Origin of the sequence: Oribacterium sinus, from assembly GCF_963553175.1 — a bacterium.
GTDB classification, from domain to species: domain Bacteria; phylum Bacillota; class Clostridia; order Lachnospirales; family Lachnospiraceae; genus Oribacterium; species Oribacterium sinus_B.
The window spans coordinates 60,287-75,036 of the sequence record NZ_CAUVME010000011.1; the positions used below are offsets into that span (position 1 = coordinate 60,287).

Consider the following 14,750-nt stretch of genomic DNA (forward strand, 5'->3'; position numbering starts at 1 on the left):
TTTGAATATGGTCGAAATAGTAAGGGAAAGTATGTATAAAATTCAAAAACTCCTAGAAAACAACTAGGAGTTAGTCTATACTACTCTTGTCCAAAGCTTTTAAGGAGTGGGGGAAGAATTCCCGGAAAGGATGCAAAATGAATATTCAAGAGAGAAAAGTAGGGGTTATCGGTTGTGGATTTGTAGGAGCAAGCTCTGCCTTTGCCTTAATGCAAAGCGGACTGTTTTCCGAAATGGTTTTAAACGATGCGGACCGGGCAAAAGCTGAGGGAGAAGCACTGGATATCAGTCACGGACTTCCCTTCGCAAAGCCTATGAAGATTTATGCCGGAGATTATGATGATTTAATGGATTGCTCCATCCTTGTGATTACGGCAGGAGCAGGACAGAAGCCGGGAGAAACCCGTTTGGATCTGGTGAAGAAGAATGTAGGAATTTTTAAGAGCATTATTCCGGAGATTGCCAAGAGAAATTATGAAGGAATCCTTCTGATTGTAGCCAATCCTGTGGATATTTTAACCTATGCGGCGGTAAAGCTTAGCGGCTTCCCGGAGAATCGGGTATTCGGCTCCGGAACTGTATTGGACACCGCAAGACTGAAATATCTTCTGGGAGAGCACCTTTCCATTGATAACCGTTCCGTGCATGCCTTCATTATCGGAGAGCACGGAGACAGCGAGATTGCCGCATGGAGCAGTGCCAATGTATCCGGTATTCCGTTGAACGATTTCTGCGAACTTCGGGGGCACATTGAGCATGACGAGTCCATGAGACGCATTGCGGAAAATGTAAAGAACAGCGCCTACGAAATTATTGAAAAGAAGAAGGCTACCTACTACGGTATTGCCATGTCCGTTCGCAGAATCTGTGAAGCCATTATTCGAGATGAGAAATCCATCCTGCCGGTTTCCAGTATGCAGCACGGAGAATACGGCATTCACGATGTGTCTCTTTCTGTTCCTGCTATTGTGGGAAGAGGGGGCGTGGAAAGAGTAGTATCCATTGAATTAAGCCCGGAGGAGAAAGAAGCATTACAGGCTTCTGCGGATACCTTAAAGAAAGTTATCGGGGATGCCCTGTAAAAAGTCTTGCCTGCATCGGAGATTTTAAGGAGAGTGCCCTGTAAAGAGATAGCTATTCCATTTGCTATAGCCTAAAGAGGATGCCTACGACCGGCATCCTCTTTTCTTGCACTTTTTTTCAACTTCCTTTATACTTTAGCAGAAAAGAAAGGAGAAAGTATGGGATTAGAATTCATTCATAAGTTACCCTCTGCATCGGAGGTAAAGGAACAGTATCCGTTGTCTTCCGAGCTGATTGCTCAGAAAGCAAAAAGAGATGAGGAGATTAAGGCGATTTTTATAGGAGAAAGTCACAAGTTTTTGCTGGTGATCGGGCCCTGTTCCGCAGACCATGAGGATCCTGTACTGGAGTATTGTCACAAGCTTAAAGAAATTGCTAAAGAGGTGGAGGACAAGATTTTAATTGTTCCCCGCATCTATACCAATAAACCGAGAACCACAGGAGAAGGCTACAAGGGTATGCTCCATCAGCCGGATCCGGAAAAGCGTGCCAATCTGATTGAAGGGATTTTTGCCATTCGAAAGCTCCACATGCGAGTTTTGGAGGAAACAGGCTTCAGTACCGCAGATGAGATGCTTTATCCGGATAACCTGTCCTACCTGTCCGATATGCTGTCCTACATTGCGGTGGGAGCCCGTTCCGTAGAAAACCAGCAGCACCGTTTGGTGGCTTCCGGGGTGGATGTTCCCTGCGGCATGAAGAATCCCACCTCAGGAGACTTAGGGGTAATGTTAAACTCCATCTATGCAGGACAGCATGGCCATGAATTCATTTTCCGGGAATGGGAAGTAAAGTCCTCCGGAAATCCCTATACCCATGCCATTATGCGAGGCTTGCAGAATAAGCATGGAGAAATGGTGCAAAACTACCACTATGAGGACTTAAAGCTTCTGCAATCTCTGTATGAAGAAAGAAATTTAGCGAATCCGGCGGTAGTGGTGGATACGAATCACTGTAATTCCGGAAAGCAACATAGAGAGCAGCTTCGTATTGCCCAGGAAATCATGCATTCCAGAAAGTACTCCCAGGAACTTGCCAACTTTGTGAAGGGCTTGATGGTGGAGTCCTATCTGATCGAGGGGGCTTGTAAGGTGGAGGAACATATCTTCGGAAAGTCCATTACTGACCCCTGTATCGGCTGGGAGGATACGGTTCGTTTGATTTCCAATGTCTACGAGTACGAGCAGCAGACTAAATATTAATACAGCACGGCAAGAGCAGTTTGATTTTTGAGGGAATGAAAGTAAGTGATATACCCGCACTATTGCCGGGATACTCCTTAAGAACGAGATACCCCCGCGCCGTGAGAGAGATGTAAAATCAGGCAGGATTTTTCTTTTGAAAGAAAGACAGATCCTGCTCAGTCAATGATGAGAAAAGGAAGGAAGCAGTATGGGAGTTTACGAAGAATTACAAGAGAGAGGATTGATTGCCCAGGTTACAAATGAAGAAGAAATCCGAAAAATGGTCAATGAAGGAAAGGCAATCTTTTATATTGGCTTCGACCCCACTGCGGATTCCCTTCATGTAGGGCACTTTATGGCGCTGTGCCTGATGAAGCGTTTGCAGGCAGCAGGCAATAAGCCTATCGCCTTAGTGGGAGGCGGAACCGGTATGATCGGAGATCCTTCCGGTCGTTCCGATATGCGGCAAATGATGACCACCGAAATGATTGACCATAACTGTGCCTGCTTTAAGAAGCAGATGAGCCGTTTCATTGACTTCTCCGAGGGGAAGGCATTAATGGTAAACAATGCGGACTGGCTTAGAGATATGAACTTTATGGAGTTCTTGCGAGAGGTAGGTCCTCATTTTTCCGTAAATGAAATGCTGAGAGCCAGATGCTATGTGAACCGTCTTTCTCAGGGACTTTCCTTCTTCGAGTTTTCTTATATGCTGATGCAGGGCTATGATTTCTATCGTCTTTACGAGGACTACGGCTGTAACATGGAGTTCGGCGGAGATGACCAGTGGTCCAATATGCTGGCAGGAACAGAGCTGATTCGTAAGAAGCTGGGAAAGGATGCCCATGCCATGACCATCACCCTGCTTACCAATAAGGAAGGAAAGAAGATGGGAAAGACCGCCAGCGGTGCGGTTTGGCTGGATGCGGCTAAGACCAGTCCCTACGACTTCTACCAGTATTGGCGAAATGTGGATGATGCGGATGTAGGAAAATGTCTTCGTCTCCTGACCTTCATTCCTATGGAAGAAATCAAGAAGATGGATGCCTGGGAAGGGGCAGAGCTGAATAAAGCTAAGGAAATACTGGCTTACCATTTGACAGAGCTGGTACACGGTGCGGAGGAAGCTAAGAAGGCGGAGGAAGCAGCCAAGTCCTTATTTGCAGGTGGCGGAAATTCTGCAAATACCCCGAAGTGCGTCCTAAAGAAGGCAGAGTATCCAGAGGGAATCGACATTTTGAACCTTTTGGTTGTGAGCGGTTTGGCACCATCCAAGGGAGAAGCCAGAAGAAATGTGCAGCAGGGCGGCGTAAGCTTTGCCGGAGAGAAGATTACGGATATCGGAAGACAGCTATCCCTTTCCGAACTGGAGAATGAACCCTTGCTCCAGAAGGGGAAGAAGAGCTTTATGAAGATAGTGTTGGAGTAATAGCAAATATAAAAAATAGAATAAAATGAAAAAAGATGAGGGACAGGGTTCCCTCATTTTTTCTTTTAGTAGAAACATTTTCATTAAGTGACTTTTCTTGGAGATTTAGGTCAATAAAGATTTAATATTTTAGAAAGCTTAATTATATTGCAATTTTTTTAGTTAAGTGCTAAAACCTATCACAATAGACAATAGCATACGGGTGAAAAGTACGGCGGACAATTATCTTCATTGAGAAGGCATTGAAAGTTTGGATTATATTTTGGAAGGAAGGACATCTCCAATCTATTTCCACAAATTTGAAAGGGGTGATTCTTATGATTAGTTTCCTTTTTCAGTATCCTTATAGTAGAGTGCTTATTTTAGCTTTTGCACTTGGACTGATTTACTTTATTTCTTCAAAGAGAAAGTATAGCTACGGGCATCGCTGGGGATTGATTAACTATATGGCATTGCTTGTGTTGATTTATCTCATTCCTCATAGCATAAGCCATAGGGATTTATCCATCCCGCAGATCCTTCAGGATATTGAGTTGAATCCGTTCTTGTTTTTGAGATACAACATGCTATCCAATCTTATAATTGTAGTATCATTTCTTCCCTTACCGGGACTTCTCTTTTCCGTAGTGAAGGAGAAAAAGAAGGTACTTCTCTATGCGGTATTGATTGGATTTGGTATTGAATGTATTCAGCTTCTTTTGAATATCCTATTCCATTCCCCGATTTTTGTGGTGGATGTTAATGATTTAGTCTTGTATACTTTGGCAAATTTCATTGGATACTCTCTGTTCCTTCTTTTACAGAACAGAAATATATCCATGCCTCTTGGGACTCAAAAAGCTTAAGGTATAATGGACGATTCAAGAATTAGAATCTCTTGAATTCGTGAAGAACATTTCAAAATTCTAAGTTCTTACGAAAGTTTTACAAAACTCTGTATCTTTTTCCCCGTGGATTGTCATGATAACGAAAAACGGATATACTGATAAAGCCGGTGAGATACCGGCTTTATTTTTCATTGTGAGGGGTAAGTTCTCTATGTTAAAAAGAGTTTCATTATTAATGATATGCCTTCTTGGCGTTTTATTTTTTTCCTTCTCGGCTTTTGCGAAGGAGCAGTTACAGCTTCATGTGGAATATGTGGAAGGAAAGGTAAACGATCCTGTCAGCAAGTCTGCCAGAGTAGCTTACATTGTCCATGAGAATCCGGTATTCTCCGTATCCGGTAAGGGAGAAGTAGAGGTTGTTGCTTACAAGAACACCTACCTACAGGATGAGGACAAGGGTGTTCGCAATCGTTTATGGAAGAAGACCGTAAAGGACGGAGAGCAGTTTAGCTTTATTCCCGAGGAAGAGTTCCGAAATGCTGAAGAAGAGGGAACACTTTATGGACTTTCCGATTGTTATGTGTTGCGGATTCAGGAAAAGGGTAGCCCGGATTATCAGGAAGTTTTCGTAGGTGTTGTAGAAGAGAATACCTTTAAGGACTTCCAGGCTAAAGCGAAAGAGAAGGAAGCACGCTTAGAACAGAAGATGAAGGACTTAGGTCCTGCGGCTAAGAAGACCGCATAATAAAAGAAGGAAGAGAGGAAGAATATCCAAGCGGATGGATTCCTCTTTTTTAATAGTAAAAACTATGTGACTAGTCAGGAGTACGACATAATAGTAAGGTAATAATTCCGAAGTTACTTTGGATCTGTATTGTAATTCTACAAATAATTCCGAAGTCACTTTGGAGGTCTATTTAAATCCTAAAGAACAACACGGTAGGATTATCCCATGTAACGCATCAACTAAGAGGAAAGACCATGAAAAAAGTATTGCTTTTAATGAATGCACAGAGTGGACAGGGGAAGGGAAAGGAGCTTTGCTATCGGGTGGTAGAAGGTCTTTCTTTATTAGGCTGTATGGTAACAGTCTTTCCTATTCTTCCCAAGCATAAGAACTTACGAACGGAAGAGCTGATAAAAAAACTGGGTAAAGATTTCGACTTGATAGTTTGCGCAGGAGGAGATGGAACGCTACATTATCTTATGAATGCCATACTGAAGGAAAAGCTGGATATTCCCATGGGCTATATACCCTGCGGCTCCACCAATGACTTCGCCCATTCTTTAGGGATTCCCAAGGATTTAGAGGAGAATCTTCGAGCCATGGTGGAAGGAGAGCGTTTTTCTTATGATGTGGGGAATCTTCAGGGGAGATTTTTTAACTATATTGCGGCCTTTGGAGCCTTTACCAAGGTGAGCTATGGGACAGACCAGGAATTAAAGAACAATTTGGGACATTTAGCGTATTTGCTGGAATCTCTTCGTACTTTACCGGAAAATATGAGCCAGAGTATTCCCTTAAAAATCTCTGCTGAAAATTTTTCTGAAGAGGGAGAATATATTTTCGGAGCGGTTTCCAATTCCTATTCCGTGGCAGGCTTTTCAGGTCTGCCGGGACAGAACCTTCAGGAAAAGATGAATATAGATTTAGCGGATGGAGAATTCGAGGTTTTACTGATTCGTTCTCCGAAAAATATTGGAGAGCTGGGAGAGATTGTAGGAACCCTGCTTCGGGGAGACATCCCGGAAGATCACCCTTATGTGAGTTTTTTTAAAACCCGGTATCTGGAGTTTCAAGGGCAAAAGCCGGTGGAATGGACTTTGGACGGAGAGTTCGGGGGTGCCTATAAGACGGGAAATATCGAAATACATAAAAAGGCAGCAGGGATTATGCTTCCTAAAATAAAGAAGGAATAGATTCACTTCCGGATACCAAAGAATCCCCAAAATCAGACAGAAATGAAATCATACCGCTTGATTTTAGGGATTCTTTTATCTCGTAAGAACTCACATTTTATACGGAAATATTAATATCTTTATTTTTATTTCCCAAATTCTTCCAATGCCGCCGGTATGGTGGATTGCAGGTACCGCAAGATAAATCGAATACATTCCTGCTTATTAAAGGGGGACTTTTTCTGAAGATAGAGGAGCAGGATTTGTGCAATGCTGGCGATATAGCTGTCCACCAGCGTATCCAAAAACTTCTGCTCGATGCCCAAGGGATTGGAAGTTTCCGTTATTTTTCCCCCATTCCTCTGTAAGACATCCTCCATTCCTTTTTCCATGGCCCAGGAGATTACTTTACGGAAGTCCTTATTTAAGAAACGAACCAAAGCATCCCTACCCATGGAATCATAGACACAGTTTACAAAATGACGGTTCTTCTCAATGGAATCAAAAACCAGAGCAAGGGAATTCTCATAGTCCTCCTGATTCTGAATTTCAAAAATCAATCTTTGGCTTTCTTGTGTTACCATCCATTCCAAAAGTCCGTAAATATCCGGAAAATAATAATAAAAGGTCTTTCTATTGATGCCGACCTTTTCAATCAGCTCCCGAACGGTAATCTTTTCCAGGGGCTTTTTTTGTAAATAAAATTCCAAGGCTTCCGCCAACTGTCTTTGGGTTCTTTCCCTACACTCTTGTTTTTTCATTTTTATACCACATATGTCCCATATTGTCCGTTTTTTTTCCTTTGCCAAAGGCTTAGGATAGCTACTGTTGCTCATGGCTTTCTTTTTAGTATAGCAAAAAAAGGAGAAAAACAAAGAAATAAGCATTGAAATAGTATGAGTAAAACAGTATGGGGAAAGGTTTTGAAAGCAGAAGTGCTTTAAAGACAAAAGTAGCATTGGAATCGTATAGAACAAGGAGGGTACAAGCATGAAAAATCAGAGAATTTACAATAGAGCAATAGCAAGCAATCAAAACGATAATCAGAAGAATACTCGAAATGGTAAGCAAAGGAGCAGTGAAAGGAATAAGCAATGGAAAAGAGCAGTTTGTATTGCTCTTTGTTTAAGTCAGGTCCTTGCCCTGTCCATCTCGGCTTTGGCAGAGGTGCAAAAACCTCGCTATCACGAGAACTACTATGCCTTATTAAGCCCCACCGGAGAATTCAAGCAGGGCTCTTTGGTAAGAGAGTATGAAACTAAGGGGTATTCCAGTCTTACAGATTACGGAACTTATGAAAATGTAAAAAATCTTAGCAACAGTGTAGCGGTAGAGTCCAATGGAAATCAGCATACCTTAGACCTGTCCAAGGGAAATGTAGACTCTCTCTTTTTGGAGGGGGAAACGTCAGAACCCTACGGTCTCTTACCTTGGAGTATTCAGATTCGCTACGAGCTGAATGGTTTGGAGGTACAGCCGGAAACTCTTGCGGGAGAGAAGGGCTTGGTGAAAATTCATGTGCAGTTTAAAAAGAATCCCAACGCCCAGGATTATGCAGCGAAAAACTATGTGCTGATGGCTAAAAGTAGCTTTAGCGCAGAGGACATTTTATCCCTAAAGGCGGAAAAGGCTCAGGTGGTATCCTTGGGAGAGAAGAAGGAAGTGATTTTTGTCCTCCTTCCCGGAGAGGAAGACGACTTTACCATTGAGGTGGGAAGCAACTCCTTCAGTTTTTCCGGTTTACAATTTCAGATGGCTCCCCTTCGTTCCTCTCAGGTGGAGAAAATTACGGATTTACGAGAGGCAAAGGAAGAGTCGGAGGACTCCTACCGCGCCCTTAAGGACGCAGGAAACAGCCTTTTGGATTCCTTGGATGCCTCTCAGAAATCCGTGGAAGCGATGCAGAAAAACATTAACAACAGTGAAGCTCTTCTTCGGAAGACACAGGAAGAGGGAAGAGCTTATCAAAACAATAGAGACCAAATCTATCAGGATATGGAGACTGTGGATAGCAGCATCAGCCCTCTTACGGAAAATGTGGAGGATTTCAACGGACTGAGTCGGGATGCCAAGAACAATATCAGCGAAAGCCAGAGCAATATGAATCGTTTGCAAAATGCCATGCTTGAGCTGGAGGATTCTCTGGTAGCCCTTCGGGGAGATGTACCCGGTCAGACAGAGATTGATAAGGCACAGCAGAGTCTAAGCCAGGTGGAAGCCTTACTTTCCGCAAAAAAGCAGGGATCCGTACAGAACAGCTTAGCGAATTTATCGGCTAAGCTGGAGGGCTCTCCTTTGAAGGATCAGATTATGGCTCTGGTGCAGGAATATATTTCTATGCAGGCAGAGGAGGCCGGTACAGAGGCGGAGATGCAGAAGCTTGCTATGGAAAAGCTAAGTCCTGCCTTAAAGGAATTTTCCTCCAATGCCCATTCCGGACTGACAAACTCTAAAGAGAGTCTTTCCGTTTTGGAAGACAACATTGAAGATGTGAAGAGATTGCAGGAAACCCTGAAAAGCTATGCGGAGAAGGGAGAGGAAACCGGCAGGAACTTAAACACGCTTTTGGAGAACAGTCAGAAAACCATGGAGGATTTACGAGGAACCTTGCAAGAACAGGATGCTTACCTTCGGGGAAAAAGAGAGGAGGCCTATTCTTCTATTGAAAATAATTTAAATGCTACAGAGAAAATGCTGAAAAACGGAGAGGCTGTTTTGGATTCTACCGGAGCTGTTCGTAATGCCAAGGGAGAGTTGGAAGCCCTTGTGGAGAAGAAGTGGGATGAAAATGTAGGGGAAAAGTCCAGTGTTTTGGAAATTGATCCTAACAGACCCATTGAGTCCTTAATGCCTTCCGAAAATGACAATATTGTGGATGTGGCTGTGACCTTACGTACCGAAGAAATCAAAGAAGTAAAGGAAGAAACGGTAAAGACTAAAGAAACGAAAGAGCCTAGCCTCTGGGATAGACTGGGACAAGTGGCAAAAAAGGTATGGAAAGGAATCACCTCTATTTTCAAAGGAGGGAAGTAAATGAGTATAAGCGAAAAATGTGCAGATTTTATTGTTAAATATAGAGAAAAAATCAGTCGAGTTTTCTGGGGGCTCTTAGGCATTTCCCTGATTCTTTGCCTCTTTGTACAGGTGAATTACGACTTGAGTAAATATCTTCCGGAGTCCTCCCTTACTCAGCAGGGAATTCAGAAGATGGAGGACAGCTTCGGCTATCCCGGAACGGCAAGAATCATGATAAAGAATGTCTCCATGGGAGAAGCCCTCTCTTATAAGGAGCAGATTGAGCATATTTCCGGTGTAGACCGGGTGAGTTTTTCCACAGGCTCCAAAAGTGCCTATGCTCCTGAATTTATGGAAGAAAAGGAGAAGGAAAAGGACCTGGATTATAAAGATGGAAATGCCTTATTTCATGTGGTCTTTGTAAAGGGAGACAGTGACGTACAAACAAAGAAGACCCTTAGGGAAATCGAAAGCCTTTTGGGAGACAAGGCGGTGTATGCAGGCCTTGCGGTACAGAGTAAGACGGTGGAGGAACAGGTTAGTAGCCAAATGGGCTTGATTTTAGCTCTGGGACTTGGCTTTATTTTCCTGATTTTAATTTTAATGACCAATTCCTACGGAGAGCCTTTCCTATTCCTGATTACCATTTTGCTGGCGGTGGGACTAAACCGGGGCACCAATGTGTTTCTGGGAAAGGTATCTTTTATCACCAATAACGTTGCGGCAATTTTACAGATTGCGGTGTCTATGGATTATGCCATCTTTTTGCTTCATAGCTTTGAGACAGGCTTAGAAAAAGGAATGGATAAGGAAAAAGCCCTGTCCTATGCGGTAGGAAAATCCTTAAGCACGATTCTGGCATCTTCTCTAACCACTGTGGGAGGCTTTTTGGCTCTCTGTGCCATGAGCTTTGGAATCGGTAAGGATATGGGAATCGTGCTGGCAAAAGGGGTGGTGTTCAGCCTTTTAACAGTTATTTTCTTTATGCCGGCTCTTTTGCTTCGGATGTGGAACTTTGTGGAAAAGACCAGACATAAGCCCTTTGTGCCCTCCTTTAAGCCATTGGCAAAGTTCGCTTATAAACTTAGTCCCCTTGTTTTGATTCTCACCCTTATTTTAGTCTACCCCTTGAACATTATGCAGGGGATGAATGACTTCCGCTTCAGTAATGGTGCGGTGGTAAAGGGAGAAGGTACAAAGATTTCTGAAATGGAAGAAGAAATCAATGGGGTTTTCGGAGAAGAAAATCTTTTGATTGCTATTTATCCGGAGGGAAGAAACGACAGAGAGAAGGCATTGGGAAATCTTTTAACTTCCCTTCCTTATGTGGAAAATGTGCAGTCCTTAAGCTCCTTATTACCGGAGGGAGTACCGGAGTTTATGGTACCAAAGTCCTCTTTAGATTTAGTCAGAAAAGATGGCTACAGCAGAATGGTTATTACCCTAAATCTTCCCGGAGAAAGTCAGGAGTCTTATAAGGCGGTAAGCACCATTCGACAGATTTTAAAGGTTTACACCGGAGAAGACAGCTATCTGGTGGGAGATACCACCGCCACTATGGACATGGAAAATATCCTTCGAACAGACAATGCCAAGGTGAATACCCTGTCTATGATTGTGATTTTTCTTGTGGTTATGCTTTCCTTTAAGTCGGTACTCTTTGCTATTGTAGCCATGATTCCTATCGAACTGGCCATTATGAGCAATATGTCCTTCTCCTTCCTGGAAGGCACCAATATGATTTTTATCGGCTATGTTATCGTGTCCAGTATTCAGCTGGGCGCAACAGTGGACTACGCCATTTTGACCTTGGATCACTTCAAGGAAGAAAGAGAGAAAAAGAGCAGAAAGGAAGCCATTATTGCCTCCATTGAAAAGAGCCTATCCTCCCTCTTTGTTTCCGGAACGATTTTGGCGGTGGTCGGCTATGTGATTTCCTTTATCTCCTCCGTTCCGGCCATCGGACAGCTGGGAAAATTGATCGGAAGAGGCGCCGTGTGTTCTCTCTTCTTCGTAATCTTCTTGATGCCTTCGCTTTTAGGCATTTTGGATAGAGTACTGATTTTCGCAGAAAAGAAAAAGAAAGCGGTGAAGAATAAAGTTGCCCGCTCTATTGCAGTATAGACCTGTATTGGGGGCGCTCTTGCCAACCTAGTTTGTCGTAGTGAAGGACTATAATTATATGAGATACGCTTTGATGTAGCATATCCCTGTAAGTGGGGCACGCTCTCGCTAACCTCGCCCTTTGTTGTAGTGAAGGACTATAATTATATAAGATACGCTTTGATGTAGCATATCCCTGTAAGTGGGGCACGCTTCCGCTAACTTCGCCTCGTAGCGGATACTAAGCGAAAAACACAGTTTCTGTGTTTTTCGCAAGTACCGACGGGCTCAGATTGCCCCTTTTACAGGGATATGCTGCATCAGTCGCTGAAACTTGTGGTTTTTTACAGCCCTTCACTAATTCTGAGTCTTTCGCATCCGGCAAGTATCGATGGGTTAGATTGCCCCTTTACAGATCTATATTGCATTAGTTGCTTTAACTTGTCGGATACTATTTGAAAATGATGGGAGACTTTTGTTATAGAGAAAATAAAATGAATTTTGTATAATACTGTTGCACAATCAGTGAAAACTTGTATATGCACAGGAGATTCATTATGACAAGAGAGGAAAGAGCAGAAAAGTGGTTTTCCAATATACCCGCTGCGGAATCCATCAGCATAGAAAGAAAAATAGAAATATGTGATAAGGCTGCAAAGAGAATGATGATTATCATTTTGGGCTTATTGACTTTAGAATTCATTTTGCTATTCGTTGTAGGAGGAGAAATCTTCACTAGGGTAGCAGACTTTTTGAATCACATTTCGGAAGGCGGACATACAGGAAATCACTCTCAAGGTCTTGCTCTTACAGGAATCATTGTGTTCTTACCTGTTTTTATAATCCCTTTGACGGCTGCTTTTAGCTATAAAAATAATTATCTTAAAGCTGAACTGGCTAAGATTGTGACCAGTAGAGAAAATACTGCTGGCAAAGAGTCGGCTTTGCCAAGTTTTACTAAAGAAAGTGAAAGCGATATTCTCCATTTTGATACTTTGAATTTCAAATTAGCGATTATTCAAGTCTTGATGTATGACCTGCATTTGCTGAAGCCGGAATTTGATATCTATGCTTTTGCCGACCAATATAAAGGCAAAAATATCGATACGGACAGTGATGCCATTATAGAACCTGCGATGAATTTCTTTAAGGAAATGGAAATTCCAAAGAACTTTGCCCCCTATGTGGAAATGCTCTACATGGACGGCGGGAATGATGTGTACATGAACATTATTCCCCAGTGGGATGGAGAAGACGACAGTTTTGACCTAAATGAAATCACTTTGGAAGAACTACAGCAATTTCCAAATCTAAAAAAAGCTAACCTTATGAGCAGTGATTTTGATAAGGTAAAAGAAGTATTCGAGGCTGCAAATATTGCAGTAGAACCGCTTTAACAATGAAAACAAATGATAGTATTAGCAAAGTTGGTAAGGAGATATGTAAAGTATGGGAGCGTTCTAAGCTCTGAGGCAGTGAAGGACTATAAGAATCCCAAAGCTAAAGCGATTGATCCAGTATAGGCCTGTAAAAAGGGCAATCCAGTCCACCGCACTTACTGAGCACAAGAGCAATGAAGGACTATAAGAATCTCACTATGTCGCAATAAGCCATGTGATTAAAAAGCTTGTCAGAACCATCTTTCGGATGGAAATAACCCATACGTCATATCAGCCTTTATAAGTTAAATTAGCTCATAATCTTTTCTGAGAGCATCATCGCTGATGCTCTATTCGTCATACAGTTTTCAATGTACTAATCTATCTAAAATACGTTTCCGTATTTTATTCTAAAAATCTTAATCTTATGCTTGACTATTAATAGTTAGTCTTTCGTTAAAATAAAAAAGAGATATCATTTCTGCTATCCCTTTCAAAGTGTCACAATTAAAATTTTAAGTCTTTTGAAATATCTTCTATATTTCTATAATGATTTTCTATTTCTTCTTGCTTCTTTCTTTTTAATTGTTCTTCTCTTCTTCTATATTGTTTTTCTTCTTCATTTGTTTTTTCTACACACAAGATTAAGGTATCTCTATGATATTGTTTTACCTCTTCGATTGTTGTTCCATCTAAAATGATTTTATCAGATTCAACTCTAGCTATTCCAGGTCTATGCATTGATGTAAAACTTGGTGGGTAATTCCAATTTCTTAAAAACAATTCAGACCATGTGCTAGTTGGTTTGCTAGATAATCTAAAATGGATTCTATACAAAGCAGAACCTCTTGTTCCATCATTTTTTGGCAAGGTAACTTCATTTGTTATAATGCCCACTATTTTTATATCGTCTCCCTCAATTGTTATTGGTTCATATTCATCAACATAATATGGTCTTATACCTACTTTAGGTTTCTTTTTAACTTTAAATATTGATGCAATAAGATCCTTATATGAATCTTCATTAAATGGATTACCTCTTAAATCTATTGCAAGTTTTCCATCTAGGTAAGTAGGCAAAGCTGAATTAAAATCTCCTTGTCTAATGACTGGAATAAACTTCCTATCATTGTGATTATTGTAGAGTTCCGCAGATATTATATGACTTTCATAACCTACACCTTTTTCTCTATTATTAGCTTTCCTTTTATACTCTTCAGTGCAAATTATAATTACATAATCACTATCTCTTATCGAGCTTTCCATAAATTTTGGAAGTCTATCCCCTGGACTTACATCATAGCTATCTATTATGGCTTCAATACCATCTGCTAACAATTTATCTGCTAGAGATTTAACCCAATCAGAGTGTTCTTTGCTTTCCCACGAATATGATATAAATACTTTTGGAATATTGTTTTCTATCATTTAACACCTCATTAAAATAAATCTTCTAGCCTTTTCCAGTTTTCATTATTCATTTCTTTTGTGTAGTTTGTATTGTTAATATAAAGTCTTGTATCTTTATCTCTAACAAACCCCCAATTTATTTTACGCCTATATGCGTAATCCTTAAAAGCATAGAATTTATTTTCGATTTGCTCATCAATATTTTCCAGCTGACCTTTCTTTACCATATCCTTAAGTTTCCTTGAATTAGTTTTTCTTTTTTCACTAATATAATCTGCAAGTGGTTGGCTTTTTTCATCGGCATCTTCTATAATCTTTTTCATAGCTTTTAAAATAGCCTTTGCTGAATACTGAGCCACTTTTATCTCAATATTTATAGCCTTATTATTAACTTCATCATTTACCATATAGGTGACCTCCT

General features: G+C 41.4%; 12 protein-coding genes. 9 read left to right on the top strand and 3 right to left on the bottom strand.

All coding sequences use genetic code 11. The annotated features are described in order from the left end of the window. Window positions 1–137: 137 nt before the first annotated feature. The 6 genes from RYO92_RS04625 (at window position 138) to RYO92_RS04650 (ending at window position 6,443) form a co-directional block, all read left to right on the top strand. Window positions 138–1,082, top strand: a complete 945-nt coding sequence (locus RYO92_RS04625; protein WP_007156686.1) for an L-lactate dehydrogenase — start codon at window positions 138–140, stop codon at window positions 1,080–1,082. Between the two features lie 159 nt (window positions 1,083–1,241). After that, window positions 1,242–2,285, top strand: coding sequence for a 3-deoxy-7-phosphoheptulonate synthase (locus RYO92_RS04630; RefSeq protein ID WP_315369643.1), 1,044 nt, complete (start codon window positions 1,242–1,244; stop codon window positions 2,283–2,285). Window positions 2,286–2,475: 190 nt separating this feature from the next. Then, complete coding sequence (gene tyrS / locus RYO92_RS04635; RefSeq protein ID WP_007156684.1) at window positions 2,476–3,696, top strand: tyrosine--tRNA ligase; 1,221 nt, start codon at window positions 2,476–2,478, stop codon at window positions 3,694–3,696. A 317-nt stretch (window positions 3,697–4,013) separates the two neighbouring features. Beyond that, the gene (locus RYO92_RS04640; RefSeq protein ID WP_308578781.1) at window positions 4,014–4,541 is read left to right on the top strand and encodes a VanZ family protein; all 528 of its coding nucleotides are present in this window, start codon (window positions 4,014–4,016) and stop codon (window positions 4,539–4,541) included. Window positions 4,542–4,734: 193 nt separating this feature from the next. Continuing rightward, the gene (locus tag RYO92_RS04645; protein WP_308578780.1) at window positions 4,735–5,268 is read left to right on the top strand and encodes a hypothetical protein; all 534 of its coding nucleotides are present in this window, start codon (window positions 4,735–4,737) and stop codon (window positions 5,266–5,268) included. Window positions 5,269–5,504: 236 nt separating this feature from the next. Next, window positions 5,505–6,443 (top strand): diacylglycerol/lipid kinase family protein, encoded by a 939-nt coding sequence (locus RYO92_RS04650; protein WP_304073361.1) that lies wholly within the window; start codon window positions 5,505–5,507, stop codon window positions 6,441–6,443. A gap of 125 nt (window positions 6,444–6,568) precedes the next feature. Here RYO92_RS04650 and RYO92_RS04655 read toward each other — a convergent pair whose 3' ends face one another. Then, a complete protein-coding gene (locus RYO92_RS04655; RefSeq protein ID WP_315369644.1) occupies window positions 6,569–7,183 on the bottom strand; it encodes a TetR family transcriptional regulator in 615 nt (204 codons plus the stop codon). A 229-nt stretch (window positions 7,184–7,412) separates the two neighbouring features. Between RYO92_RS04655 and RYO92_RS04660 the strand changes: the two genes are divergently transcribed. The 3 genes from RYO92_RS04660 (at window position 7,413) to RYO92_RS04670 (ending at window position 12,937) form a co-directional block, all read left to right on the top strand. Beyond that, window positions 7,413–9,455: a hypothetical protein gene (locus RYO92_RS04660; RefSeq protein WP_315369645.1), complete on the top strand. Its 2,043-nt coding sequence runs from the start codon at window positions 7,413–7,415 to the stop codon at window positions 9,453–9,455. After that, window positions 9,456–11,561 (top strand): efflux RND transporter permease subunit, encoded by a 2,106-nt coding sequence (locus tag RYO92_RS04665; protein ID WP_315369646.1) that lies wholly within the window; start codon window positions 9,456–9,458, stop codon window positions 11,559–11,561. A gap of 536 nt (window positions 11,562–12,097) precedes the next feature. After that, a complete protein-coding gene (locus RYO92_RS04670) occupies window positions 12,098–12,937 on the top strand; it encodes a DUF6892 domain-containing protein (RefSeq protein ID WP_315369647.1) in 840 nt (279 codons plus the stop codon). Window positions 12,938–13,426: 489 nt separating this feature from the next. Here RYO92_RS04670 and RYO92_RS04675 read toward each other — a convergent pair whose 3' ends face one another. Beyond that, the gene (locus RYO92_RS04675; RefSeq protein WP_007156675.1) at window positions 13,427–14,347 is read right to left on the bottom strand and encodes a toll/interleukin-1 receptor domain-containing protein; all 921 of its coding nucleotides are present in this window, start codon (window positions 14,345–14,347) and stop codon (window positions 13,427–13,429) included. Window positions 14,348–14,358: 11 nt separating this feature from the next. Beyond that, a complete protein-coding gene (locus RYO92_RS04680) occupies window positions 14,359–14,736 on the bottom strand; it encodes a hypothetical protein (protein ID WP_314345795.1) in 378 nt (125 codons plus the stop codon). Window positions 14,737–14,750: the final 14 nt, after the last annotated feature.